Source organism: Sphingomonas sp. RS2018, assembly GCF_054489605.1.
The window spans coordinates 757,806-782,463 of the sequence record NZ_JBTMWL010000002.1 but is presented as its reverse complement, the minus strand read 5'-3'; the positions used below and the strand labels follow the sequence as shown (position 1 = coordinate 782,463).

The 24,658-nt window shown below is 68.5% G+C and carries 20 protein-coding genes; 14 read left to right on the top strand and 6 right to left on the bottom strand.

Annotated elements, in window-relative coordinates:
* Window positions 1-66 precede the first annotated feature (66 nt).
* Both dnaE and ACX40P_RS08900 read left to right on the top strand, forming a co-directional pair.
* Window positions 67-3,540: a DNA polymerase III subunit alpha gene (gene dnaE, locus ACX40P_RS08905; protein ID WP_459125951.1), complete on the top strand. Its 3,474-nt coding sequence runs from the start codon at window positions 67-69 to the stop codon at window positions 3,538-3,540.
* Window positions 3,541-3,552: 12 nt separating this feature from the next.
* Window positions 3,553-5,145, top strand: coding sequence for a long-chain fatty acid--CoA ligase (locus ACX40P_RS08900; protein WP_459125950.1), 1,593 nt, complete (start codon window positions 3,553-3,555; stop codon window positions 5,143-5,145).
* Between the two features lie 236 nt (window positions 5,146-5,381).
* Here the strand turns inward: ACX40P_RS08900 and ACX40P_RS08895 are convergent, their stop codons facing one another.
* Window positions 5,382-6,458, bottom strand: coding sequence for a PA0069 family radical SAM protein (locus ACX40P_RS08895; RefSeq protein WP_459126049.1), 1,077 nt, complete (start codon window positions 6,456-6,458; stop codon window positions 5,382-5,384).
* 92 nt (window positions 6,459-6,550) lie between these two features.
* Here ACX40P_RS08895 and ACX40P_RS08890 point away from each other — a divergent pair, with 92 nt between their 5' ends.
* The gene (locus ACX40P_RS08890) at window positions 6,551-7,048 is read left to right on the top strand and encodes a YbjN domain-containing protein (RefSeq protein WP_459125949.1); all 498 of its coding nucleotides are present in this window, start codon (window positions 6,551-6,553) and stop codon (window positions 7,046-7,048) included.
* Window positions 7,049-7,059: 11 nt separating this feature from the next.
* The gene (locus ACX40P_RS08885) at window positions 7,060-7,410 is read left to right on the top strand and encodes a GFA family protein (protein WP_459125948.1); all 351 of its coding nucleotides are present in this window, start codon (window positions 7,060-7,062) and stop codon (window positions 7,408-7,410) included.
* 121 nt (window positions 7,411-7,531) lie between these two features.
* Here ACX40P_RS08885 and moaB read toward each other — a convergent pair whose 3' ends face one another.
* Genes moaB through ACX40P_RS08870 form a run of 3 tightly spaced genes read right to left on the bottom strand, consistent with a single transcriptional unit; the run spans window position 7,532 to window position 10,606 of the window.
* Window positions 7,532-8,059: a molybdenum cofactor biosynthesis protein B gene (gene moaB, locus ACX40P_RS08880; RefSeq protein WP_459125947.1), complete on the bottom strand. Its 528-nt coding sequence runs from the start codon at window positions 8,057-8,059 to the stop codon at window positions 7,532-7,534.
* Window positions 8,049-9,884, bottom strand: coding sequence for a lytic transglycosylase domain-containing protein (locus tag ACX40P_RS08875; RefSeq protein ID WP_459125946.1), 1,836 nt, complete (start codon window positions 9,882-9,884; stop codon window positions 8,049-8,051). The genes moaB and ACX40P_RS08875 overlap by 11 nt, the downstream gene beginning before the upstream one ends.
* Window positions 9,884-10,606 (bottom strand): uracil-DNA glycosylase, encoded by a 723-nt coding sequence (locus ACX40P_RS08870; RefSeq protein ID WP_459125945.1) that lies wholly within the window; start codon window positions 10,604-10,606, stop codon window positions 9,884-9,886. Before ACX40P_RS08870 ends, ACX40P_RS08875 begins: the two co-directional genes overlap by 1 nt.
* A 143-nt stretch (window positions 10,607-10,749) precedes the next feature.
* Here ACX40P_RS08870 and ACX40P_RS08865 point away from each other — a divergent pair, with 143 nt between their 5' ends.
* The 7 genes from ACX40P_RS08865 to ACX40P_RS08835 all read left to right on the top strand — a co-directional run bounded on the left by ACX40P_RS08865 (window position 10,750) and on the right by ACX40P_RS08835 (window position 20,168).
* On the top strand, window positions 10,750-12,411 hold the full coding sequence (locus tag ACX40P_RS08865; RefSeq protein WP_459125944.1) for an electron transfer flavoprotein-ubiquinone oxidoreductase: 1,662 nt from the start codon (window positions 10,750-10,752) through the stop codon (window positions 12,409-12,411).
* On the top strand, window positions 12,386-14,122 hold the full coding sequence (locus ACX40P_RS08860; RefSeq protein WP_459125943.1) for a tetratricopeptide repeat protein: 1,737 nt from the start codon (window positions 12,386-12,388) through the stop codon (window positions 14,120-14,122). Before ACX40P_RS08865 ends, ACX40P_RS08860 begins: the two co-directional genes overlap by 26 nt.
* 1 nt (window position 14,123) lies before the next feature.
* Window positions 14,124-14,945: a 4-(cytidine 5'-diphospho)-2-C-methyl-D-erythritol kinase gene (locus ACX40P_RS08855; protein ID WP_459125942.1), complete on the top strand. Its 822-nt coding sequence runs from the start codon at window positions 14,124-14,126 to the stop codon at window positions 14,943-14,945.
* A gap of 109 nt (window positions 14,946-15,054) precedes the next feature.
* On the top strand, window positions 15,055-15,792 hold the full coding sequence (locus ACX40P_RS08850) for an enoyl-CoA hydratase/isomerase family protein (RefSeq protein WP_459125941.1): 738 nt from the start codon (window positions 15,055-15,057) through the stop codon (window positions 15,790-15,792).
* 66 nt (window positions 15,793-15,858) lie between these two features.
* The gene (gene ilvD / locus ACX40P_RS08845; RefSeq protein ID WP_459125940.1) at window positions 15,859-17,580 is read left to right on the top strand and encodes a dihydroxy-acid dehydratase; all 1,722 of its coding nucleotides are present in this window, start codon (window positions 15,859-15,861) and stop codon (window positions 17,578-17,580) included.
* Window positions 17,581-17,613: 33 nt separating this feature from the next.
* Complete coding sequence (locus ACX40P_RS08840; RefSeq protein ID WP_459125939.1) at window positions 17,614-18,972, top strand: NAD(P)H-hydrate dehydratase; 1,359 nt, start codon at window positions 17,614-17,616, stop codon at window positions 18,970-18,972.
* Complete coding sequence (locus tag ACX40P_RS08835) at window positions 18,963-20,168, top strand: class I SAM-dependent RNA methyltransferase (RefSeq protein ID WP_459125938.1); 1,206 nt, start codon at window positions 18,963-18,965, stop codon at window positions 20,166-20,168. The genes ACX40P_RS08840 and ACX40P_RS08835 overlap by 10 nt, the downstream gene beginning before the upstream one ends.
* Here ACX40P_RS08835 and truA read toward each other — a convergent pair.
* Both truA and fmt read right to left on the bottom strand, forming a co-directional pair.
* Entirely contained in the window at window positions 20,140-20,886 is a 747-nt protein-coding gene (truA, locus tag ACX40P_RS08830; protein ID WP_459125937.1) for a tRNA pseudouridine(38-40) synthase TruA, read from the bottom strand. The two genes, ACX40P_RS08835 and truA, sit on opposite strands and share 29 nt — an antisense overlap.
* Window positions 20,883-21,788, bottom strand: a complete 906-nt coding sequence (gene fmt / locus ACX40P_RS08825; protein ID WP_459125936.1) for a methionyl-tRNA formyltransferase — start codon at window positions 21,786-21,788, stop codon at window positions 20,883-20,885. The genes truA and fmt overlap by 4 nt, the downstream gene beginning before the upstream one ends.
* Window positions 21,789-21,842: 54 nt before the next feature.
* Here fmt and recR point away from each other — a divergent pair, with 54 nt between their 5' ends.
* From recR to ACX40P_RS08810, 3 genes are all read left to right on the top strand, one after another.
* A complete protein-coding gene (gene recR, locus ACX40P_RS08820; RefSeq protein WP_459126048.1) occupies window positions 21,843-22,439 on the top strand; it encodes a recombination mediator RecR in 597 nt (198 codons plus the stop codon).
* Between the two features lie 33 nt (window positions 22,440-22,472).
* Window positions 22,473-22,997: a peptide deformylase gene (def, locus tag ACX40P_RS08815; protein ID WP_459125935.1), complete on the top strand. Its 525-nt coding sequence runs from the start codon at window positions 22,473-22,475 to the stop codon at window positions 22,995-22,997.
* Window positions 22,998-23,106: 109 nt separating this feature from the next.
* A complete protein-coding gene (locus ACX40P_RS08810) occupies window positions 23,107-24,525 on the top strand; it encodes a DNA recombination protein RmuC (RefSeq protein ID WP_459125934.1) in 1,419 nt (472 codons plus the stop codon).
* The last annotated feature ends 133 nt before the right edge of the window (window positions 24,526-24,658 follow it).

Genomic DNA, 24,658 nt, shown 5'->3' with positions numbered 1-24,658 from the left:
ATCACAGGTGTGGATAATCCGCCCATCGACCTTCCAGAATCACGCCGCAGCGCCTATCCTCGGCCCGTGCCCCATTCCGCCTTCGTCCCGCTACGTGTCTTCTCTTCCTACACGATGCTCGAAGGGGCGATCGAGCCCAAGGCGATCGCCAAGCGGGCGAAGCAACTGGGCTTTCCCGCCGTCGCGCTCGCCGATCGCAACGGGCTCTATGCCGCGATGGCGTTCGGCGATGCGTGCAAGGAGGCGGGCGTCCAGCCGATCGTCGGTACGCTGCTCGCCGTCCGCCGCCCCGGACCCGAGGGGCTGGCCGGGCCGATCGACTGGCTGGCGCTCTATGCGCAGGACGCGACCGGTTACGACAATCTGTGCGCGCTCGTCTCGATGGCGCACCTCGACCGGCCGGTGGAGGAGGATGCTCACGTCTCTCTCGACGCGCTCGACGGTCGCACCGATGGGCTGATCGCGCTGACCGCGGGTGGGGAGGGGGCGCTCGCGCGGCTCTATGCCGACGATCAGACCGCCGATGCCGCCGCCTATGCGGACCGACTGCAGGCGCTATTTCCAGATCGCCTCTATATCGAGCTCGAGCGCTGCGGCGACGTCGACGCGCGGGCAGAGGCACAGCTGATCGAGCTGGCCTATGCCCGTGACCTGCCGTTGGTCGCGACCAATCCATGCTGTTTCGCGGAAGGCGATTTTCACGAGGCGCACGACGCGATGCTGTGCATTGCGAACTCCACCTATGTCGCCAGCGACGACCGCCCGAAAAGCTCCGCCCACGCTTGGATGAAGCCGGCCGAGGACATGCGCGCGCTGTTCGAGGATGTGCCGGAGGCGATCGCCAACACGCTGGTCGTCGCGCAGCGCTGCGCCTTCGCCGCGCCCAAGCGCAAACCCATCCTCCCCAGCATCGCCGGCGACATCGCGGGCGAGGCTACGATGCTGCGGGATCAGGCGCGCGCCGGTCTGGCGTTCCGGCTGGACAAGGCCGGCATCGCCGACGACGCGGCGGTGCAGGCGTATCGCGAGCGGCTGGAGTTCGAACTCGACGTCATCATCCAGATGGGCTTCCCCGGCTATTTCCTGATCGTCGCGGACTTCATCCGCTGGGCGAAGGATCACGATATTCCGGTCGGTCCGGGCCGCGGCTCGGGCGCCGGCTCGGCGGTCGCATGGGCGCTGCGTATCACCGATCTCGACCCGATCAAGCTCGGGTTGCTGTTCGAACGCTTCCTGAACCCGGAACGCGTGTCGATGCCCGATTTCGACATCGACTTCTGCGAAACGCGGCGTGGCGAGGTCATCCGCTACGTCCAGGAGCGGTACGGCTCGGACAAGGTCGCGCAGATCATCACCTTCGGAAAGCTGAAGGCGCGCGCGGTGCTGAAGGATACCGGCCGCGTGCTCCAGATGAGCTATGGCCAGATCAACCGCCTCGCCGGGCTGATCCCCAACCACCCGACCGACCCGTGGACGCTGAGCCGCGCGCTGAACGGCGTGTCGGAGCTGAACGCCGAATACAAGAACCACGCCGACGTCCGCCACCTGCTCGACCTGGCGATGAAGCTGGAGGGGCTGCCGCGCCACAGCTCAACCCACGCGGCCGGCGTCGTGATCGGCGATCGTCCGCTCAGCCAGCTGGTGCCGCTCTATCGCGATCCGCGTTCGGACATGCCGGTCACGCAGTTCGACATGAAATATGTCGAGGGCGCGGGACTCGTGAAGTTCGACTTCCTCGGCCTGAAGACGCTGTCGGTGCTGAAGAAGGCGATCGACCTGCTCGCCGCGCGCGGCATCGACGTCGATCTCGACACGCTGCGCTGGGACGATCCGGACGTCTACGCGCTGCTCCAGCGCGGCGACACGGTCGGCGTGTTCCAGCTGGAATCCGAAGGCATGCGCCGCACGCTGAGCGCGGTACGCCCGTCGAACTTCGGCGACATCATCGCGCTCGTCTCGCTCTACCGGCCCGGTCCGATGGACAATATCCCGAGCTTCGGCGCGCGCAAGAACGGGCGGGAGGATGTCGCCTATCCCCACCCGCTGCTCGAACAGATATTGTCGGAGACCTACGGCATCTTCGTCTATCAGGAACAGGTGATGCAGGCCGCGCAGATCCTGGCGGGCTATTCGCTCGGCGGCGCCGATCTGCTGCGCCGCGCGATGGGCAAGAAGATCCAGGCGGAGATGGACGCCCAGCGCGCCACCTTCGTCGAAGGCTGCGCGGCGCACAACCAGATCCCGGCGCCCTACGCCAACCAGCTGTTTGATTTGATCGACAAGTTCGCCGGCTACGGCTTCAACAAGTCGCACGCCGCTGCCTACGCGTTGCTGGCGTATCAGACCGCGTGGCTGAAGGCGCATTACCCGCACGAATTCTACGCCGCCTCGATGTGCTTTGACATCCACCAGACCGACAAACTGGCGATCTTCGTCGACGACATGAAGCGGCTGAGCGTGCCCTGCCTGCCGCCGTGCCTGCACCAGAGCGAGGCGGAGTTCTCGGTCGAGACGCATGGCGACGGGTTTGCCGTCCGCTACGGCCTCGGCGCGCTGAAGGGCGTGGGTGAACGCGCGATGGAGTTGGTCGTCGCTGAGAGGGAGGCGAACGGCAACTTCGCCTCGCTCGACGACATTGCGCGCCGCGTCGATCCGCGCCTGCTGAACAAGCGGCAGGTCGAGACTCTGGCGGCGGCCGGTGCGTTCGACGGCATCGAGACGAACCGCGCCGGCATCGCCGCCGCGGCGGAGACGATGCTGGCGGTCGCCACCAGCACGCTACAGAATCGCACCAGCGGCCAGGGCGGCCTGTTCGGCGAGGCCGAGCCCGGCCGCACCGCGATCCAGCTGCCCAAGGGCGCCCGCTGGACGCTGATGCAGCGGATCGAGGCCGAAAAGGAGGCGTTCGGCTTTTTCTTCTCCGGTCACCCGCTCGATCGCTACGCGCATCTCGCGCGCGGGCAGGGCGCGCGCCAGATCGCGGCGCTGGGCGAAGTACCGGTGGCGGAGGGTGCGCGGTCGGGCGCGATGATCGCCGCGCTGGTCGAGGATGCGCGCTGGCGCACCTCCGCGCGCGGCAAACGCTATCTGATGATGACGCTGAGCGACCAGTCGGGTCAAGTGCCCGCAACCTGTTTCGACGAGGACGTGTCGGTCGATCTGGAGGAAGCCGGCCGCGCCGGCGGCTGTGGCCTGCTGACCGTCGAGCTCGACCGCCGCGCCGGGGAGGACAGCGCCCGCGTCACCGTTCGCCGCATCGTCCCGCTGGAGACGATGGCGACCGCCGCGCGTATGACCATCACCGCGCGGATCGACGATGCCGCCGCGATGCCGGCGCTGGCAACGCTTCTTCACAATCATCGCGGCGGGCGCGGCGAGGTGCGGGTTTTCGCCGCATTGGCGGACGGCGGAGAGGCGGAGGTACTGCTCGGCCGCGACTTCCGCCTCGACTCCGAGCTTGCCGTCGCGCTCGGCAATCTCCACTCTGTCCGCGACGTGAAGCTGACGGCCGAGGAAAACAGGCTGCAGCTCGCCGGATAGGAGAGACAGTCGATGCAGGAACCACTGGGTACGATGCAGGATATCGAGCTGCGCGTGCCCCGCCTGCTCGATCATGCGCGGCGCGAACACGGAACGCGGGAGATCGTGACCCGCTGGGCCGACGGGCGCGAGACGCGCACCGACTGGGCCGGCATCCACCGCGACGCACGCCGTCTAGCGCAGGCGCTGGAGCGGCTGGGGGTGCGGCCCGGTGAGCGCGTCGCGACGCTCGCGATGAACCACGCCGGCCACCTGATCGCCTGGTACGGCGTCATCGGCATGGGCGGCGTCGTCCACACCATCAACCCGCGGCTGTTCGACGATCAGCTCGCTTATATTGCCAACCATGCCGAGGATCGGGTGCTGCTCTACGACGCGGCCTTCGCGCCGATCGTCGAGCGGATGAAGCCGCAGTGGACGACAATCCGCCACTATGTCTGCTTCGACGATGGCGCGTTCGACGCGCTGTTGCAGGCCGAGGACGGTGACTATGCGTGGGTCGAGGGGCCGGAGCGCGAACCTTGCCTGCTGTGCTATACCAGCGGCACGACGGGCAATCCGAAGGGTGTCCTCTATACCCACCGCTCGACGATGATCCACGCGATGGCGGAGTTGCAACCCGCGGTGTTCGATCTGGATGCGACCGCGGTCGTGCTGCCGGTCGTGCCGATGTTCCACGCGGTCGGCTGGGGCCTGCCGTTCGCGGGGGCGGCGGCGGGGATCAAGATCGTCTTCTCCGCCGTCAACGATCCGCGCGTGCTGTGCGAGTTGATGAACGTCGAGAAGGTGACGCACACCGCCGGCGTCCCCACCGTCTGGCTCGCGATGTTCGGCCATATGGATGCGGGCGGGGAGGCGCCGAAGCATCTGCGCGTCGTCACCATCGGCGGATCGGCCGCGCCGCGCGCGATGATCGAACGCATCATGCGCATGGGCGTGCGGGTCAATCACGCCTGGGGCATGACCGAGACCTCCCCGATCGGCACGATGGGCGCGCCGAGTCCCAACTGGGACGAGCTGTCGTTCGACGAACGCGTCGACGTGACGGTGAAGCAGGGGCGCGTGCCGTTCGGCGTCGAACTGCGCATCATGGACGACGCCGACGTGGAACTGCCGCGCGATGGCGTCGCCTCGGGCCGATTGCAGATCCGGGGTCCGTGGATCGTCCAGCGCTATTTCAAGGGCGAGGCCGACTGCACTACGCCCGACGGCTGGTTCGACACCGGCGACGTCGCTATCCTCCACCCTGACGGCACGATGCAGATCACCGACCGCGCGAAGGACGTCATCAAATCGGGCGGCGAGTGGATCAGCTCGGTCGAGCTCGAAAACGCTGCGGTCGGCTGTCCCGGCGTCGCCGAAGCCGCGGCGATCGGCGTCGCGCATCCGAAGTGGGACGAACGCCCGATCCTGCTGGTGGTGCGCAAATCCGGCAGCGACGTGACTGCCGATGCGATCCAGGCGCACCTGTCCGCGCATGTTGCGAAATGGTGGTTGCCCGACGAAATCCACTTCGTCGATGACCTACCGCACACGGCGACGGGCAAGCTGCTCAAGACGGCGATCCGGGCGAAGTATCGCGACTTCCGGCTGGCGGCGGCTTAGAAAGGCATGGGTTCACGCAAAGGCGCGCAGGCGCGAAGAGAAGAGAAGAGAAGAGATTAGTTCGCGCGGAGGCGCAGAGACGGAGCGCTTGCTGCGCCGGCAGCTTCATCTCAACGCATCGGAACCATAGCGCGGTAGTAGCGGGAGGCGCGCCGCCGCGCGCGAGACAGTCTCCGCGTCTTTACGTCTCCGCGCGACCGATCCTTCGCGCCTTTGCATGAGCCATTCCCTCCTTCCTAAAACAACTCCCCCTGCGCGCCCGCAGGCCGCCGGAACAGGTCCGTCCTGAGCGTCACCCGATCCCCATCCAGCCCGGCTTTACGACACGCGATCCGGAACCGCGTCCGCAACAAGTCCGCCCACGGCCCGCTCCCCTGCATCCGGGTGAAGAACGCCCGATCGTTGCGCCGCCCGTCACGCAACGACGCGATGATCGCCATCACCCGCGCGCGGCGATCGGGGAAATGCGTCTCCAGCCATTCCTCGAACAGCGGCGCGACCTCCCACGGCAGCCGCACGGGGATATACGACGCGGCATAAGCCCCCGCCGAAGCGCCGCGCGCGATCAGATGCTCCATCTCGTGATCGGTGATCGCCGGAATGACGGGCGAGATCGAGATGTGCGTCGGTATCCCCGCCCCCGACAGCGCCGCGATCGCCTTCAGCCGCCGCTCCGGCGTCGTCGCACGCGGCTCCAGCGTCATCGCGATGCGGGGGTCGAGCGACGTCACCGACACCATGACGGCGGCCAATCCCTTCGCCGCCATGCCGCCCAGCACGTCGATGTCGCGCACCACCCGGTCCGACTTGGTCGTGATCGTCACCGGATGGTCGTGTTCGGCCAGCACCTCCAGACAGGCGCGGGTGATCCGCCAGTCGCTCTCGATCGGCTGATATGGATCGGTGTTGGTCCCGAACGCGATCGGCCGGCAGACATAATCCGGCTTGCCGATCGCCGCGCGCAGCAGGTCGGGCGCATCGGGCTTGGCGAACAGCTTCGTCTCGAAATCCAGCCCCGGGGACAGGTCGTGAAACGCGTGGCTGGGGCGCGCGAAGCAGTAGATGCAGCCATGCTCGCAGCCGCGATACGGGTTTACCGACCGGTCGAACGGCACGTCGGGCGATGTGTTGTACGAAACGATCGTCTTCGCGCGCTCCACCGTCACGCTGGTGCGCAGCTGGGGCGGGGCGCCGTCCAACGCCTCGCGCGCATCCAGCCAGTCGCCGTCCGTCGCGCGCGCGGGTAGGGCGAAGCGGGCGCTCTCCGCATTGGATGTGGCGCCACGGACGGCGCGGGGCTTCATCGCCGGCATGCGACTCGTCATAGCAGAACATATGCGGAACATCTATCGACATGGCGCATCGTTCGATGCAGTATCGCCCGAAGATACACGAAGGGGGCTTCATGACACGGATGATGATGGCGGCCGCGCTCGCGCTGCTGGCGGTGCCGGCGGCGGCGCAGGACAAATTGTTCGACGCGACCGATCCGGCGACGATCGCGGGTGCGCTTAAGGAAGCGGGCTACAAGGCCGAGCTGAAGACCAATGCCGAGGGCGAACCCTATATCGTCAGTGCCGCCAACGGATCGCCCTTCACGATCGAATTCTACGGCTGCGAGAAGGCGAAGGCCTGCGGCTCGTTCCAGTTCTACGGCTATTTCAAGAAGGAGCCGCTCTACACCGTCCAGCTGGCCAACGACTGGAATGCGTCCAAGCGTTTCCTGAAGGTGCGCATCGACAAGGACGGCGACCTCGCGCTGTCGATGGATGTCACCGGCGTCGGCAAGATGACGCAGGCGCAGTTCGCCGACTGGGTCGACTGGTATCAGGTGATGGACGGCGAGCTCGACAAGTTCCTGACCGAGAAGCGCGCGGCGGCGAAGCCCGCCGGTACGAAGTAGGGGGGGGCGGAATGGCCTATAGCGGAAGCTGCCACTGCGGCGCGGTGGCGTTCACGGTCGACATGGAGCCGCCGACGACGGCGATGAGCTGCAACTGCTCGCACTGTCGGCGCAAGGGGTTCCTGCTGACCTTCGTCCCCGGCGATGTCTTCGCGGTGACGCGGGGTGAGGAGTCGCTGACCGACTATCACTTCAACCGCCATGCGATCACGCACCGCTTCTGCACCATCTGCGGTGCGCAGCCGTTCGCGGCGGGCAAGACGCCGGACGGCGCAGCCACGGCGGCGGTGAATCTTCGGTGCGAGCCGGACCTCGACCTCGATGCGCTGGAGATACAGAAGGTGGATGGCGCGAGTTTCTGACGGCGACCCTATTCCGCAGGCTTAGCACGAGCGGAGGAGGGGAGTTCGAGCGGTATCGTCTAGCGATTCGCAAACCGGTGCTTCGAGGGGTGCAGTACGGCGGACGAATTGGGATCCCCCGCTACCGTTCCATCAACCGCGGCATCAGCTCGACGAAGTTGCACGGTCGGTGGCGCACATCCAGCTGGGACGACAGGATATCGTCCCACCCGTCCTTCACCGCCCCCGTCGATCCCGGCAGCGCGAAGATATAGGTGCCGCGCGCCACCCCGGCGCAGGCGCGTGACTGGATGGTAGAGGTGCCGATCTTGGCATAGCTCAGCCAGCGGAAGAGTTCGCCGAAGCCCGGGATCATCTTGTCCGCCACTCGCTCGACCGCCTCGGGCGTCACGTCGCGCCCGGTCACGCCGGTGCCGCCGGTGGTGATGATGCAGTCGATGGCGGGATCGTCGATCCAGCCATGCAGCCGCGCGACGATGACGTCGCTGTCGTCGCGCACGATCGCGCGGTCGGCCAGCACGTGACCGGCACCCTCGATCCGAGCGACCAGAGTATCGCCCGACCGATCGTCCGTCGCCCCGCGCGTGTCCGATATCGTCAGCACCGCGATCCGCACGGGGCGGAACGCGACGCTCTCCTCAATTGGCACGCGTGATCGCGCCCGGCGCTCCGCTGGAGGACACGCGCACCGATCGCGCGCCGGTCATGCCCGGGAACTTCGGCCACAGCCCCTGCGCCAGCGCGGCGCGGCTGGTCGAGGTCTTACCGGCCTGCCCCTCGTACATCCAGTAGTTGCGCAGCACCGTCATGACGTAGCCGCGCGTCTCCCAATAGGGGATGCTCTCGATGTAGAGCAGCGGATCGCCGCCATCCTTCATCCGCGCATTCCATGTCCCCACCGGCAGCGGCCCGGCGTTGTACGCCGCGATAACCTTGGGCAGCAGCCCGCCGGTCGCCGGCTGGTCGCGCAGCTTCTCGAGATAGCTCTGCCCGACTTCGATGTTGGTGGAGGGGCGGGTCAGCGCCGAGCGGTCGATCGCCGACAGCCCCTTGGCCCGCGCGATATCGCTCGCCGCCGCCGGCATGATCTGCATCAGGCCGTAGGCGCCGGCCGGGCTGACGACACCGATCCGGAAGCGTGATTCCTGCAGCGTGTGGGCATAGACCAGCGCCTTGTCGACGCGCCAGCCGCCGTCGGGCGTCCAGTTCGGCGTCGGATAGCGCGAGGTCATCCGCGGCGCGGCACCCGGCGGGCAATTGTGCGACAGCCACAGCTGCGTCGCCGGCAGGTCGAGCCGCCCGGCCAGCCGGGTCAACGCGTCATATTCGCCGCGGTCGCCGATCTTGGCCTGCTGGCGCAACACCTCGTCCGCCGCCTCCGTCTCGCCAATTTCGACCAGCGCGGCGGCGACACGCACGTTCGGGCGCCGCGACAGGTCGCGCCAGTCCTCGGCCGTGGTCTTCTCGCCCGATCCCGCGATCGGGCTGGTCACGCCCAGCGACTGACGTGCGAGCTGGCCATAGAAGGTCTCGGGAAACTGCGCCGCGCTCTGCAACCGCGCCTGCACCAGGTCGGCGCGGCCCGACGCCATGTCGGCGCGCGAGGTCCAGAACAGGCCCGCCGCGCGCATGTCGGCGTCGCTCGCGCGGCGTGCCACGCTGGCGAAGGCCGCGCTGGCGCCCGCGAAATCCTTCGACCGCCACGCCGACAGCCCGGCGACCCAGTCGGCCTGCGCCGCCCAGTCGCCGCTGCCGGCCTGCGCCAGCGCCGCGACGCGTCGCGCCGAGGCATCGTCGCCGTCGACATAGTGAATCCACGCCACCCGCTGCCGCCACTCGATCAGCGCCTCGGGCGTCAGCAGGCCCGCCTTGCTCTCGACCAGCGCCTCGGCCTCGGCTCCGCGATCCTCCTTGATGAGCGGCTGCATCGCCACCGACAGCGCGGCGGCGGCGGCATCGCTGCGGATCGTCGCGGCGCGCAGGCGATTGGGCGCGCCATCGACCCAGATCAGCCGCTGCTCGATCGGCAGCATCGGCAGGCTCTCGGCACCGCGTGACTTCGCCAGCTTCGCGATCTGCGCCGCCTGCGGCAGTTCAGGTGCCTCGGCCAGCAGTGCCAGCAGTGGCTCGAGCGTCGCCTTGGGCGAGCCCTTCGCCGTGAACATCTCCGCCCGCGCGATCGCGTGGAGCGGTCCGGGCTTCATCGCATCGAGCTGCAACTGCGCATCGGCCCAACGCTGGCCACGGATGCTCGCGAATACCGCGCGATAGGCAGCACGCTGCTCGCCATCGAGCTGATCGGGAATGCCGTCGCCGCGCGGGGCGGACGACAGGGTGGGGAAACGCGTGTCCGGATCGGTCGCGGCAACGGTGGCGGGCGGATCGGCGACCGGTGCTCCATCCACGCCATCGGCGGCGGAGGCGGCGGTCGGCAGCGCCAGAACGGCGGCGGCGATCAGAAACGCGGAGCGCATCAGCGCAATCCCTCCATCAGCAATTGCAGATCCTTCCAGGCGGCAGCCTTCATCGCGGGCCGATCGAGCAGCGTGCGCGGGTGATAGCTTGCCACCACATCCACCGTCTGCCCGTTTAGGTTAATACGCACCAAATTTCCGCGTTGCGGTTCCCCATCCGTCGCGCCCAGCGCACGGCTCACCGCCGTCCCCAGCGCCAGCACCGCTTTCGGCCGCACCAGCGCGACGTGATGCCGCAAGATGGTCGCCAGTTCGGCCTCGCTCTCAGACGCCACCCGACCGGTGATGGGGCGACAGCGAGTGAGGGCGGCGACATAAACCGAAGCCCGCGTCCGCCCGATCGCCGCAAGTATCCGGTCGAACAGCCGACCGCTATCCTCGTCCAGCATCGCCGACGCGCCGGGGCATTCGACGACGATCATCAGGTCGCTCGCCGCATCGCCCTCTGGAGCGACAGGGTCGCCACGCCCGGCCTCCGGCGCCTCGTCGCCCATCCGCCAGACGAGGAAGGCATCGAGCGTGTCGGGCAGGACGAACGCGGGCGCGGCCGGTGCCGCCGCCGCTACGGCGACCGGCTGGTTCGCGGGCGCACGGGGCGGGGCGGGATCGACCGTCCAGTCGCGTGGGCAATCCTCGACCAGAACGTCGACCCCGGCATCGCGCCACCAGTCGAGCGTGCTCGCCGCCATCTCGCGCCAGTCGTGATGCTGATCGGCCCCCATCGCATGCCGTCAAGGCACTGACTTGACGTGGCCGTCAATCTGCCCGAACCGATTTGGGAGACAAGATGGTGCGGCGATGCGACGACGGACGGTGTCCGCGCGTTGGTTGATCGCATTCAGGCGCAGGCTGGGAGACGGTGAAGATGTCCGAACGCGAGTCCATGCCCTATGACGTGGTGATCGTCGGGGCGGGCCCGGCGGGCCTGTCGGCGGCGATCCGGCTGAAGCAGCTGGCGAACGAAAGCGGCGGCGAGCTGGCCGTGTGCGTGCTGGAAAAGGGGTCGGAGGTCGGCGCGCACATCCTGTCGGGCGCGGTCATCGATCCGCGCTCGCTCGACGAGCTGCTGCCCGACTGGCGCGACGACGGCTGTCCGCTCGCTGAAGTGCCGGTCACCGACAACCAGCACTGGCTGCTGTCGAAGACCAAGAAAAGCAACGTCCCGCACTTCATCACTCCCGGCTTCATGCACAACAAGGGGACGTACACCGGCAGCCTCGGCAATCTGTGCCGCTGGCTGGCGGGCAAGGCGGAGGAGCTGGGCGTCGAGATCTTCCCCGGCTTCGCCGCCGCCGAAGTGCTGTTCGACGAAAATGGCGCGGTGAAGGGCGTCGCCACCGGCGACATGGGCGTCGCCCGCGATGGCACGCGCAAGCCTGATTACCAGCCCGGCCTCGAACTCCACGCGAAATACGTGTTTCTGGCGGAGGGCGTGCGCGGCCACCTGACCAAGGAACTGATCCGCAATTTCGACCTCGCGAAGGACAGCGATCCACAGATCTATGGTCTCGGCATCAAGGAATTGTGGGACATCGCGCCCGACAAGCACGTCCCCGGTCGTGTGATCCATACGCAGGGCTGGCCGCTCAACGAAACGCGCGGGTCGAACGGCGGCGGCTTCCTCTATCATCAGGCGAACGGTCAGGTGGCATTGGGCTTCGTCACGTGGCTCAACTATTCCAACCCCTATCTCTCGCCGTTTCAGGAGATGCAGCGGTGGAAGACCCATCCCGACATCGCCGCGATCCTTGAGGGCGGCAAGCGCGTCTCCTACGGCGCCCGCGCGATCAACGACGGGGGCCTGCAATCCATCCCGAAGCTCGTCTTCCCCGGCGGGGCGCTGATCGGCTGCTCGGCAGGCTTCCTGAACGTGCCGCGGATCAAGGGCACGCATACCGCGATGAAATCGGGCATGATGGCCGCCGAAGCTGCGTTTATCGCAGTGCAGGCCGGGCGCGAGCATGACGAGCTGACCGCTTACCCGGAAGCGTTCGAGGCGAGCTGGGTGAAGACCGAGCTTTCGCAGGTCCGCAACGTCGTTCCGCTGGTCAAGAAGTTTGGCGATTTCGTCGGCTCCGGCCTTGCGAATGTCACGATGTGGCTGGAAAGCTGGGGGCTGAAGCTGCCCTTCACGCTCCATCACACGCCGGACAACGAGACGCTGTGGCGCAAGGATATGGTCGAGCCGATCGCCTATCCGAAGCCCGACGGGAAGCTGAGCTTCGACCGACTGTCCTCGGTGTTTCTGTCGAACACCAATCACGAGGAGGATCAGCCCGTCCACCTCACCCTGCGCGATCCCGATATCCCGGTCGCCTACGACCTGCCGATGTTCGACGAGCCTGCCCAGCGATACTGCCCGGCCGGTGTGTACGAGATCGTGGGCGAAGAGACCAGCGACCCCAAGTTCGTCATCAACGCGCAGAACTGCGTCCACTGCAAGACGTGCGACATCAAGGACCCGACGCAGAACATCAACTGGGTGGTGCCGGAGGGCGGCGGTGGCCCGAACTATCCGAACATGTAGCGTCGCCGCGGCGCTGCTGTTGCTGGCGGCGTCGCCGGTATCAGGTGCGGCGTTATCAGGTGGTGGATCGAACCTCACCCAAAGCGTTCGTGGTGAACGGAGTGGTGCGGTTGCCGGCATCCAAACCACTTCGTCACAGCAAGCGCCCAGAAAATCCCACACTATCCGCCCGGAAACTCCCGAAGCCCTCGCCGCCTACGTCCGCGCCCGCGCTGCCGACGCCGACAACCGCAGCGACATTGCCGCCCCGGCCTACGCCACCGCGCTCGCCGGTGCGCCCGGCAACCCGGTCGTCGCCGCGCGTGCGTATCGGGAGGCGCTGGCGGCCGGCGACATGCCGCTCGTTCGCCGCTCGATCGCGACGTTGCATGCGGCGGGCGTCGCGCCCGGCGACACCGCGCTGATCGCGCTCGCCGACGCGGTTGCCGCGAAGCGCTGGGACGCGGCCGATGCGGCGGCGGATGCGCTGGGCAAGAGTACGCTCGACTTCCTCGCGCCCTCCGTCCGCGCCTGGATCGCGTTCGGGCGCAAGGGCTCCGATCCGCTCGCACTGCTGCCCGATGGCGACGGCGGCAACCCGATCGGCCGCCGCTTCGCCGACGAAACCCGCGCGCTGCTGCTGATCGGCGGCGACCGGGTGGACGAGGGATTGGCGCAGATCCGCGCGATCCTGACCGCCAATGCCGGCAACCTCGAATTCCGCCTCGCCGCCGCGGAACTGCTGCGCGGGCGTGGCCGCGATGCGGATGCCGCCGCCTTGCTCGCCGGTGACACGCCAGCGCTCGCGGGATTGCGCGACCGGGTCGGTAAGCAGCGTGCCGGTGCTGCTCACGGCCTCGCCCGCCTGTTCGACCGGCTGGGGCGCGACATCCTCGGCAGCGAGGCCGCGACGCTCGCCGTCACGCTGACCCGCGCCGCGCTGATCCTCGACCGCGACGACGATCGTGCGCGGCTGATCCTGGCCGAGGCACTCGCGCGCTCCCGCGATCCGATGAACGCGCTGTCGCTGCTGGATCGGATCGGCCGGCGCAGCGAGAGCGCGGGCGAGGCCGCGTCGCTCCGCGTCACCATTCTCAACCGCGCGGGCCGGACCGACGACGCGATCGCCGCGGCCCGCCCGCTCGCGATCGCGCCCGGCGCCACCGCCGCCGATGCCCAGCGTCTCGCCGACCTGCTGGCCGCGTCGGGCCGCAACGACGAGGCCGCGACCGTCTACGCCACCGCCATCGCGCGGGCCGGGGCAGGGGCCGACTGGTCGCTCTACCTGCAACAGGGCGGCGCACTGGACGAAGCCGGCCGTTGGGACGAGGCCCGCACCGCGCTTGCCCGGGCGGTCGCGCTCGCCCCCGATCAGCCGCTGGCGCTCAACTATCTCGGCTATGCGCAGGTCGAGCGTGGCGAGAACATCGCCGCCGCCCGCCAGCTGCTCGAACGCGCCGTGCGGCTCGAACCGGACGATCCCAACATCGCCGATTCGCTCGGCTGGGCCTGGCACCGCAGCGGCCAGACCGCCAAGGGTGCCGTCCTGCTGGAGAAGGCCGCGCGCCAGGCGCCGGGCGACACCACGATCAACGAACATCTCGGCGATGTCTATTGGGCGCTCGGTCGCCGGTACGAGGCGCGCTACGCCTGGCGCGCCGCTGCGGTCGAAGCCGAGCCTGCCGACCTCACCCGCCTGACCGCGAAGATCGCGCAGGGCATCGCCGACTGACATGACGACGATCACCGAACCGGCGCCCGCGAAGCTCAACCTCGCGCTCCACGTCCGCGCCCGCCGCGCGGACGGCTATCACGAGCTCGAAACCGTGTTCGCCTTCGTCCGCGACGGCGACGTTTTGACGGTGACGCCGGCCGCGGAGCCCAGTTTCGAGATCGACGGACCGTTCGGGCGTCATCTCTCACCGGGCGATGACAACCTCGTTTCTCGCGCTCGTGTCGCCTTCGAACGCCACATTGCGACGCTCCCGACTTTCGCCATCCGTCTGACCAAGAATCTCCCCGTCGCCTCGGGAATCGGCGGAGGCTCCGCCGACGCCGCCGCGATGCTGCGCGCCTGCGCCCGGATCGCCGGCGTCGCCGCCAACGATCCTCGCCTGTTCGCTATCGCCGCCGATCTGGGTTCGGACATACCGGCCTGCCTCGACGGCCGGGCGACGATCGGGCGGGGTAGGGGCGAGCGATTGCAGCCACTTGCTGGCCTATCCTCTCGTCCGGTCTTGCTCGTGAACCCCGGCGTCGCGGTGTCCACGCGCGACGTTTTCGCTCGCTGGGACGGCATCGATCGCGGCCCATTGCCCGATGACCCGCTCGCTGGTCGCAACGATCTCACCGCTGCCGCGATGGCGGTCGCGCCCGTTATCGGCGATGTCATCGCGGCGCTGGACGCGTCCGGAACCGCGACCTTCGTGCGCATGTCGGGCTCCGGTGCGACCTGTTTCGCCTTGTTCGACAACGACATCGACCGCGATCTCGCCGCGCAGTCGATCCAGTCCGACCACCCCGACTGGTGGTGTTTAGCGACTCGTTTGGCATGACTGGCAATCCTTCCTCCACATCGACGCGGCACTATGCCCGCAGCGGATCGAACGCCGAGAGCGATACGTCCGCCGATGGCCAGCGGCTCGCCTGCGCGCCATCCTTCCCATGATCCGCGTCGACCACGACGGCGCCATCGCGACGCTCACGCTCGATCGCGGCAGCGCGGGGAATGCCTTTACGTTAAATCACTGGGACGAATTGGCCGCCGCTATCGGGCAGCTTGCCGCCGACCGCCCGTCCGCCGTCATCATCCGCTCCGCCGACCCGCGTTTCTTCTCGGCCGGTGCCGACCTCGGTGAGATGGCCGCGAGCCTCGGCGATTCCGGCTTCGGCACCCGATTGCGAACACGGATGAGCAGAGCGATCGAGGCGATCGCCGCGCTCCCCATGCCCGTCATCGCCGCGGTCGATGGCAGCTGCTTCGGCGCAGCGGTCGCTATGACGCTCGCCTGCGATCTGCGTATCGCCGGTGACGGCGCGCGCTTCGCCATTACCCCGGCGAAGCTCGGCATCGCCTATCCCGCTGCCGACATCGCCCGCCTGATCGCCACGGTGGGACGGGGGCAGGCCACCAAGATGCTCTTCACCGCCGAAGCGATCGACGCTGACGAAGCCTGGCGCGTCTGCCTCGCCGATATCCGCTACCCGGTCGCAACCGAAGAAGCGGCACGGCTGGCGGACCTCATCGCCGACAACGATGTCACTGCCGTGGCCGCCTTGAAGGCGACGCTCGCCGATCCGCTTGACGCGCGCCACGCCGACACGTTCGACCGCCTGTTCCGGGGTGACGGCTTCGCGCGCAGACTGCTCGCCTTCCACGACAGGCCGCGCACGACACGTTAGCGCGGCCAACCCCCGCGAGACGTAATGGACTTGCGCAAAACCCGCCTTCCGCGACATAGGCCGCGCATGAGCAACGTTTTCGACAAGTCCCGCCTGCCGAGCCGCCACGTCTCCGTCGGGCCGGAGCGTGCGCCCCATCGCAGCTATTATTACGCGATGGGGCTGACCGAGGAAGAGATCGCTCGCCCCTTCGTGGGGCTGGCGTCGGCGGGCAACGACAGCGCGCCATGCAACACGACGCTCGACGCACAGGCCGATGCCGCGCGCGGCGGGGTCGAGGCGGGTGGCGGCATGCCGCGACGCTTCAACACCATTACCGTCACCGACGGCATCGCGATGGGGCATCAGGGCATGAAGTCCAGCCTCGTCAGCCGCGAGGTCATCGCCGATTCGATCGAACTCAGCGTCCGCGGCCATTGCTACGACGCGCTCGTCGGCTTCGCCGGGTGCGACAAATCGTTACCCGGCATGATGATGGCGATGCTCCGCCTGAACGTGCCCAGCATCTTCGTCTACGGTGGGTCGATCCTGCCCGGCCGCTATCAGGATCGCGATGTTACCGTCGTCGACGTGTTCGAGATCGTCGGCAAATATGCCGCCCACGCCTGTCCGATCGAAGAGGTTCATGCTCTCGAGAAGGTCGCCTGTCCCGGTCATGGTGCCTGTGGGGGGCAGTACACCGCGAACACGATGGCCTGTGTCGGCGAGGCGATTGGTTTGTCCTTGCCGAACAGTAACATGGTGCCGGCACCTTACACGTCGCGAGAACAGATCGCGCATGCCGCCGGCGTGCAGGTGATGGAGCTGATCGCCCGCAACATCCGCCCGCGCGACATCTGCACGCGCGATGCGTTCGAAAACGCCACGCGCATCGTCGCGGCGACAGGCGGCTCGACCAACGGCGCGCTCCACCTGCCGGCGATGGCGCATGAAGCGGGGATCGAATTCGACCTGTTCGACGTAGCCGAGATATTCAGATCAACACCTTACTGCGCGGATCTGAAACCCGGCGGTAAATATGTCGCCAAGGATATGTATGAGGCCGGCGGCGTCTACATGCTGATGAAGACATTGCTGTCGGAGGGGCTGCTGCACGGCGATTGCCTGACCGTCACCGGTCGCACGCTCGCCGAGAACATCGATCAGGTGACGTGGAACCCCGACCAAAGGGTCATCTACGACGCCCGCACCCCCATCACCCCCACCGGCGGCGTCGTCGGTCTGCGCGGCAGCCTCGCTCCCAATGGCGCGATCGTGAAGGTCGCGGGCATGAGTAGGCTGGTGTTCGAGGGGCCGGCGCGGGTGTTCGACTGCGAGGAGGACGCGTTCGCCGCGGTCGAGGATCGCGCCATCGTCGAGGGTGAGGTCGTCGTGATCCGCTACGAAGGACCTAAAGGTGGTCCCGGCATGCGCGAGATGCTGTCGACCACCGCCGCGCTCTATGGCCTCGGTATGGGTGAGAAGGTCGCGCTCATCACCGACGGTCGGTTCTCTGGCGCAACGCGCGGCTTTTGCATCGGCCATGTCGGCCCGGAGGCGGCCGAGGGCGGCCCGATCGCGCTCGTCCAGAACGGCGACACAATTCGCATCGACGCGACGCAGGGCACGATCGACCTGTTGGTCGATGACGCCGTGCTGGCCGAGCGTCGCGCGGCGTGGCAGCCGCGCAGCACCGACTATCAATCGGGCGCGCTCTGGCGCTATGCGCAGAATGTCGGCCCGGCCTGGGCCGGCGCAGTGACCCATCCGGGCGCTGCTGCGGAAACCCACGTCTATGCAGATATTTAAGCGCACTGGTTCATATCTCGTTCCAGCGTCGCGATGACGCGCCGCGTTCCGGCCGGCGCGCCGATCGTCACCGCGGCCACGATGCGGGCGGCCGAAGAGCGGGTCTTCGCCTCTGGGATCGCCGCCGACGTGTTGATGCAAACCGCTGCGACGGCGGTGGCGACCGAGGTGGCGCGCCTTGCTGCCGGCCGTCCGGTTCTGGTGTTGGCCGGTCCGGGCCGAAACGGCGGCGACGCGGTGATTGCGGCGTCGGTCCTGAACGCGCGCGGCCACGATGTCGCGTTGGCGACCATCGATGGTAGGTGTCCGCCGGGCTGGGGAGGCGCAGTCACCACGCTCGACGCTGCCACGCCGCGCCCCGTCCTGATCGACGGGCTGTTCGGTATCGGCCTGTCGCGCCCGCTCGATGACACTCTGGCCCGACAATTCGCGCGGCTGCGCGCCGACGCCTTCACCATCGCCATCGACGTGCCGAGCGGATTCGGCGTCGACGACAGCACCGATCTCGGCGGGGCGGGGGCCGACGTCACCATCGCCCTGGCGGCGCTGAAGCCAGTTCACGTGATCGGCGCAGGGGCTGGGGCGAGCGGCCATGTGCTGCTCGCCGACATCGGCGTGCCGGTCGACACGGCGTGGCGCACCCTCGACACCCCCCGCATCCCGTCGCCAGGGCGCGACGCCCACAAGTTTACTCGCGGCATGGTGGCGGTGGTCGGCGGCGCCATGCCCGGCGCCGCGCGCCTGGCCGCGCGTGCGGCGATGGCGGCCGGAGCGGGCTATGTCGTGCTCGCCGCGGACTGGACGCCGGGCCTACCCGACGCGCTCGTCCAGCGCCCGCTGGGTGCCGCGCTGCTCGCCGACGAACGGGTCGGCGCGCTGCTGATCGGTCCCGGCCTCGGCCGCGACGACGCGGCGCGGTGGAAGCTCGACGCCGCACTGGCGAGCGGCCGCCGCCTGGTGGTCGATGGCGATGCGCTGAGCCTGCTCGGCCGCGACGGGGTGGGGCGCCTGGCCGGCGTCGATGCCATTCTGACGCCGCATGGCGGAGAATTCGACCGATTGTTCGGCGGTGGCGGCGGCGACAAGATCACGCGCACGCTCGCCGCCGCTGTCGCCTGTGGTTGTACGATCGTCCACAAGGGCGCCGACACGGTGATCGCCCATCCGGACGGCAGGGTGACGATCTCCAGCGCCGCCTCGCCGTGGCTGGCGACGGCGGGCAGCGGCGACGTACTCGCCGGCCTGATCGCCGCGCGGATGGCGGCCGGCGATCTCATGCCGGCGGAGACGGCGGCATGGCTCCACGCCCGCGCGGCCGGGCTGGCGGGACCGGCGCTTGCCGCCGATCGTCTTGTCGAACACGTCCCACAGGCGCTCGACGTATGTCTGTAGAGTCGATCCTCCGCGTCGCCGCGCGCGGCGATGGCGTCACCGCGACCGGTCGGCATGCTGCCTTTGCCGCCCCCGGCGACACGCTCGACGCCGATGGTGTCGTCACGCCCGGCCCCCACCACCGCGATCCGCCATGCCGTCATTTCCCGGCCTGCGGGGGCTGCCGGCTCCAGCATCTCGACGACGCCAGCTATGCCGCGTTCGTCGAGGACCGCGTGCGCGACGCGCTCGCCGCGCAGGCGCTCACGGCGGAGATCCGCCCTGCCACCATCTCTCCGCCGCGCACCCGGCGCCGTGCGACGCTGCATGCCGAGCGGATCGGCAAGCGCCTGATCCTCGGCTTTGCCGAGCACAACAGCCACCGCCTCGTCGATCTCGCCGAATGCCACATTCTGCTGCCGGAACTGTTCGCGCTGCTCGCACCGCTCCGCGCGTTGTTGGCCGGCGTGCTGACCGCGGGCCGGCGCATCGACGTGCATGTCGCACGGGTCGATCAGGGCATCGACGTCCTGATCGGCGGCGCGGTCGCGGATACGCTTGCCGCGACCGAGCAGTTGACCGCCTTCGCCGAACGTCATCGCCTCGCCCGAATGTCGGTCGACGACGGCTATGGCGCGCAGACGCGGTGGGAGCCCGAGCCGGCGACGATCACGCTAAGCGGCGTCCCGGTGGCATTTCCGCCCGGCGGCTTCATGCAGGCGACCGACCATGGCGAAGCGGCGCTGGTCGCGGCGGTTCGTGAAGGCGTCGGTGAGGCGAGCGTGATCGCCGACCTGTTCGCCGGCGTCGGCACCTTCACCTTCGCGCTGTCGGGCAAGATCTACGCGGGTGAGGGCGCGCGCGATGCGACGCTGGCGCTGAAATCTGCAGCGACGGCGGCGGGGCGGACCGTCTTCGCCGACCACCGCGACCTCTTCCGCCGCCCGCTGGCCCCGGCCGAGCTGAACCGCTTCGCCGCCATCGTGCTCGATCCGCCACGGGCCGGCGCGCGAGAGCAGATCGCGATGCTGGCGCAATCCAGCGTTCCACGCATCGCCTATGTTTCATGTAATCCCAGCAGCTTCGCGCGCGATGCGAAGATGTTGTGCGAGGCTGGCTATGTGCTCGAATGGGTCCAGCCGGTCGGGCAATTCACCTGGTCGACGCATGTCGAACTGGCCGCCGCCTTCACGCGTCCGGATAATCCGCGCGCATGAAATAAAGCCCGTCGCTCGGCGCATTCAGCCCGAGCGCGGCGCGATCGCGTGCCGCCAGCGCCTCGCCCACGCGCGCGACCGGCCATTTGCCTTCGCCGACCAGCGCCAGACATCCGACCATCGACCGCACCTGATGGTGGAGAAACGACCGCGCCGACGCCGCGATGACGATGCGGTCGTCGTGCCGTGACACGTCGAGCCGGTCGAGCGTCCGCAGCGGGCTGTCCGCCTGACAATGTGCCGAGCGGAACGTCGTGAAGTCATGCCGCCCGACGAGCGCCGCCGCCGCCGCCGCCATCGCCTCCGCGTCGAGCGGGCGGGGCACCTGCCACGCCAGCCCCTTCTCCCATGTCAGCGGTGCTCTCCGTGTTACGATATGATATTCGTAATGCCGCGCAAGGCACGAAAAACGGGCATGAAAATCCGCATCCACGACGACGCAGTCGAGGACCGCCACCGGCGCCGGCCGCAACCGCGCGTTGATCGCCTCCATCAGCCGGAACGCCGTCAGCGGCTTGGCGACATCGAGGTGCGCGCGCATCCCCCGCGCGTGAACGCCCGCGTCGGTTCGCCCGGCGGCATGGACGGCGACCGTCTCGCCGGTCACGGCCAGCACCGCCGCCTCGATCGCACCCTGCACGCTCGGCCCATGATCCTGCCGCTGCCAGCCCATGAACGGCCGGCCGTCATATTCGACCGTCAGCGCAAAGCGCGTCACAGCTGCGTGCCGGCGGGGATGGGCAGGCCGCGCAGCACCTCGTCGACGCTCATCTCGCCGCGTCCGGCCTTCTGCACGCGATACGGCCGGATCGCATCGGTCCCGCAGGCGATCAGCAGCCGGTCGTCGAGAACCATACCGGGCGGACCCGCGCCATCCTCGATATCCGCGCGCAATATCTTGATGCGCTCGCCTTCAAACTCGAAGAACGCGCCGGGCGCAGGGTGGAAGGCGTCGATCTGCCGGTCGATCACCTCGGCGGAGCGCGAAAAGTCGATGCGCGTCTCCGCCTTCTCGATCTTCGCGGCATAGGTCACGCCCACACTGTCCTGCGCGACCGGCGGGTAGTGATCTAGACCGCCCAACACCTTCACCATCAGCGCGGCACCCAGATCGGCGAGCTCGCGCGTCAGATGCCCGGTGGTCTTGCCCGCACACCGCGTCCGCGCCTCCGCACGCACCGGCCCGGTATCGAGCCCGGCCTCCATCTGCATGATGCCGACGCCCGTCTCCGCATCCCCGGCCAGGATCGCGCGGTGGATCGGCGCCGCCCCCCGCCAGCGCGGCAGCAGCGAGGCATGGATATTGAGACACCCCAGCCGCGGCGCGTCCAGCACCGCCTGCGGCAGGATCAGGCCATAGGCCGCGACCACCGCGACATCCGCCGCCAGTGCCGCGAACTCGACCTGCGCCTCCGCGCCGCGCAGTGACACCGGATGCCGCACGGCGATCCCTAGTGCCTCGGCCCGCGCCTGCACGGGGGAGGGCACCAGCGCACGCCCGCGCCGTCCGCCGGGGCGGGGTGGCTGGGTATAGACGGCGGCGACGTCATGACCCGCGGCGACCAGCGCGTCGAGCGCCGGCACGGCGAAGTCGGGCGTTCCCATAAAGACGATACGCATGATCCGCGCTTCGACACGCTGGCGTTGCCGCATGCAACCCCCTATCTGTTCCGCATGGCGTCTGCGGAGATCGAGGCATTGTCGCAGGCGCTGTCGCGTCTTCCCGGGCTCGGCCCCCGGTCGGCCCGGCGCGCGGTGCTGCACCTCATCAAGCGGCGGGAAAGCGCGCTGGAACCTCTGTTGACCGCGCTGGCCGACGTCAACGAACGGCTCGTCACCTGCTCGACATGTGGGAATGTCGACACCAGCGATCCGTGCGCGATCTGCGCCGATCCCCGCCGCGACGCACGGTCGCTCTGCGTGGTGGAGGAGGTCGCCGACCTGTGGGCGCTCGATCGCTCGCGGCTGTTCCCCGGCCGCTTCCACGTGCTCGGCGGGCGGCTGTCGGCGCTGGAGGGCGTTCGGCCCGAGGATCTCGCGATCGATTCGCTGGTGCGCCGCATCGCCGGCGGCGACATCGACGAGGTCGTGCTGGCGATGAACGCGACCTTGGAGGGCCAGACGACCGCCCATTACATCGCCGAGCGGATCGAGGGGCATCCGGTGCGCGTGACGCAGCTTGCCCACGGCCTGCCAGTGGGGGGCGAACTCGACTATCTGGACGAGGGCACGCTGGCCCAGGCGCTGCGCGCGCGCCGCCCGGTTGCTTGACGGGAAGGGAGGGCGGATTTAGCGCGCTCCGCCATGACCGTGCTTACCATCCTCGAGATCCCCGACGCCGGCTTGCGCGCCGTGGCCGAACCCGTGGCGGACGTGGACGCCGCCGTGCGCACGCTGATCGACGACATGTTCGACACGATGTACGACGCCCGCGGCATCGGTCTCGCCGCCACGCAGGTCGGCGTGGATCGGCGCGTCGTCGTCATCGACCTGCAGGAACAGGAGGACGAGGAGGGCAAGCCGATCCGCGATCCGCGCGCCTACGTGAATCCCGAACTGCTGTGGGTCAGCGACGAGGTCGCGAAGTATAACGAAGGCTGCCTGTCGATCCCCGAGCAATATGCGGAGGTCGAGCGCCCGGTCCGCTGCCGCGTGAAGTGGCTCGATCGCGACGGCGCGTCGCATGAGGCGGAGATGGACGGCCTGCTCGCCACCTGCATGCAGCATGAGATCGACCATCTGAATGGCGTGCTCTTCATCGATCACATCTCGAAGCTGAAGCGCGACATGATCGTCAAGAAGCTGAACAAGGCGCGCCGAACCGCCTGAGCCGCCGTCTGTCGCTCACCCCGTCGCAAATAGCCGCACCACCCTTGTCGCCGCTCGGGGCGGCGGGTAGGTTCGCCGTTCGTTCCGGCCAGCATCGAGATACATCCGCATGGACTCCACCGCCTTCGTCCTGATCGTGCTCGCGCTCGTCATTGGTGTCGGCGTGGGTTGGCTGCTGGGCAGCCGGGGCGTCGCCGCCGCGCGCGCCGAGCGTGACGCCCGAGACGAGGAATTCCGCCGCGCCATCGCCGAGCTCGCCGTCGCCAGCGAGCGCGTGCGCGATATGCCCGAGCTGCGCGAGGCGCTGGAGCTGACCACGCAGGAGCGCGACCGCGCCCGGCTGGAGCTGGCCGAGCTGCGCGCCAAGGCCGGCGCGTTCGAGGATCGCCTCGCCGAATTCAAGTCCGCCAAGGACATGATGGTCGGCCAGTTCCGCGAAACCGCCCAGACGATGCTGGGAGAGGCACAGGACCTGTTCCTGAAGCGCGCCAACGAGCGTTTCGGGCAGGAGGGGCAAGCCAACGAAGCTAAGATCAAGGCGCTGCTCGCCCCCGTCGAGACGACGCTGAAGCGCTACGAAGAGGGGCTACACCGCGTCGAGAAGGACCGCATCGACAGCTACGCGGGCCTGCGCGAAGCCGTCGAGCAGGTCCGCACCGGCCAGGGCCAGGTCCGCGATGAGACCGCCAAGCTGGTCAACGCGCTGCGCTCCAGTCCCAAGGCGCGCGGGCGCTGGGGCGAACAGTCGCTGCGCAATGTGCTCGAACAGGCGGGGCTGTCACCCTTTGCCGATTTCCAGCAGGAGGTCGTCGTCGCGACCGACGAGGGGACGCTACGCCCCGACGTGATCGTACGCCTGCCGGGCGGGCGCAAGCTGGTGATCGACGCGAAATGCTCGCTCAATGCCTTCCTCGATGCCAGCGACGCGACCGATGACGAAGGCCGCGCCGCGGGCCTGCGCGCCCACGCCGCCTCAGTGCGCAACCATGCGCAGCAACTGGGGTCGAAGAGCTACTGGGACAAGTTCGGCGACGCGGCCGACTATGTCGTCATGTATATCCCCGGCGAACATTTCCTCTTCGCCGCGCTGGAGCAGGATCCCCGCCTGTGGGAATGGGCGATCGAGCGGCGCGTGCTGCTGGCCACGCCGACCAACCTCGTCGCCATCGCCAAGACCATCGCCAACATCTGGCGGCAGGAAAAGCTGATCGACGACGCCCGCGCGGTCGATGCGCTGGGCAAGGAGCTGCACGAACGGCTGGCGACCGCGGCGATGCACCTGAAGCGCGTTGGCGGCGGGCTCAACTCGGCGGTGGAAAATTACAATAAGTTCGTCTCGTCCTTCGAAGGCCGCGTCCTCGTCTCCGCCCGCCGCTTCCGCGATCTGTCGGTCGGCACGGGCGCCAAGGAGATCGAAGGCGTCGAAAGCGTCGATGCGCTCGCCAAGCCGCTGGTGGCGGATGTGCCGCTGCTGCCGGTGGCGGAGGCGGAGTTGGCCGCTGCGGATGAGGAGCGGGAGGCGCCCTAAAGGGCACCCTTTCCATCAAGTCGGGAGCACACCCTCCGCCCCGTTCGCCCTGAGCTTGTCGAAGGGCTGCCCTTCTTCTCAGGTCCGGGCGTGCGATACGAAAGTCAGTCCTTCGACACGCTCAGGGCGAACG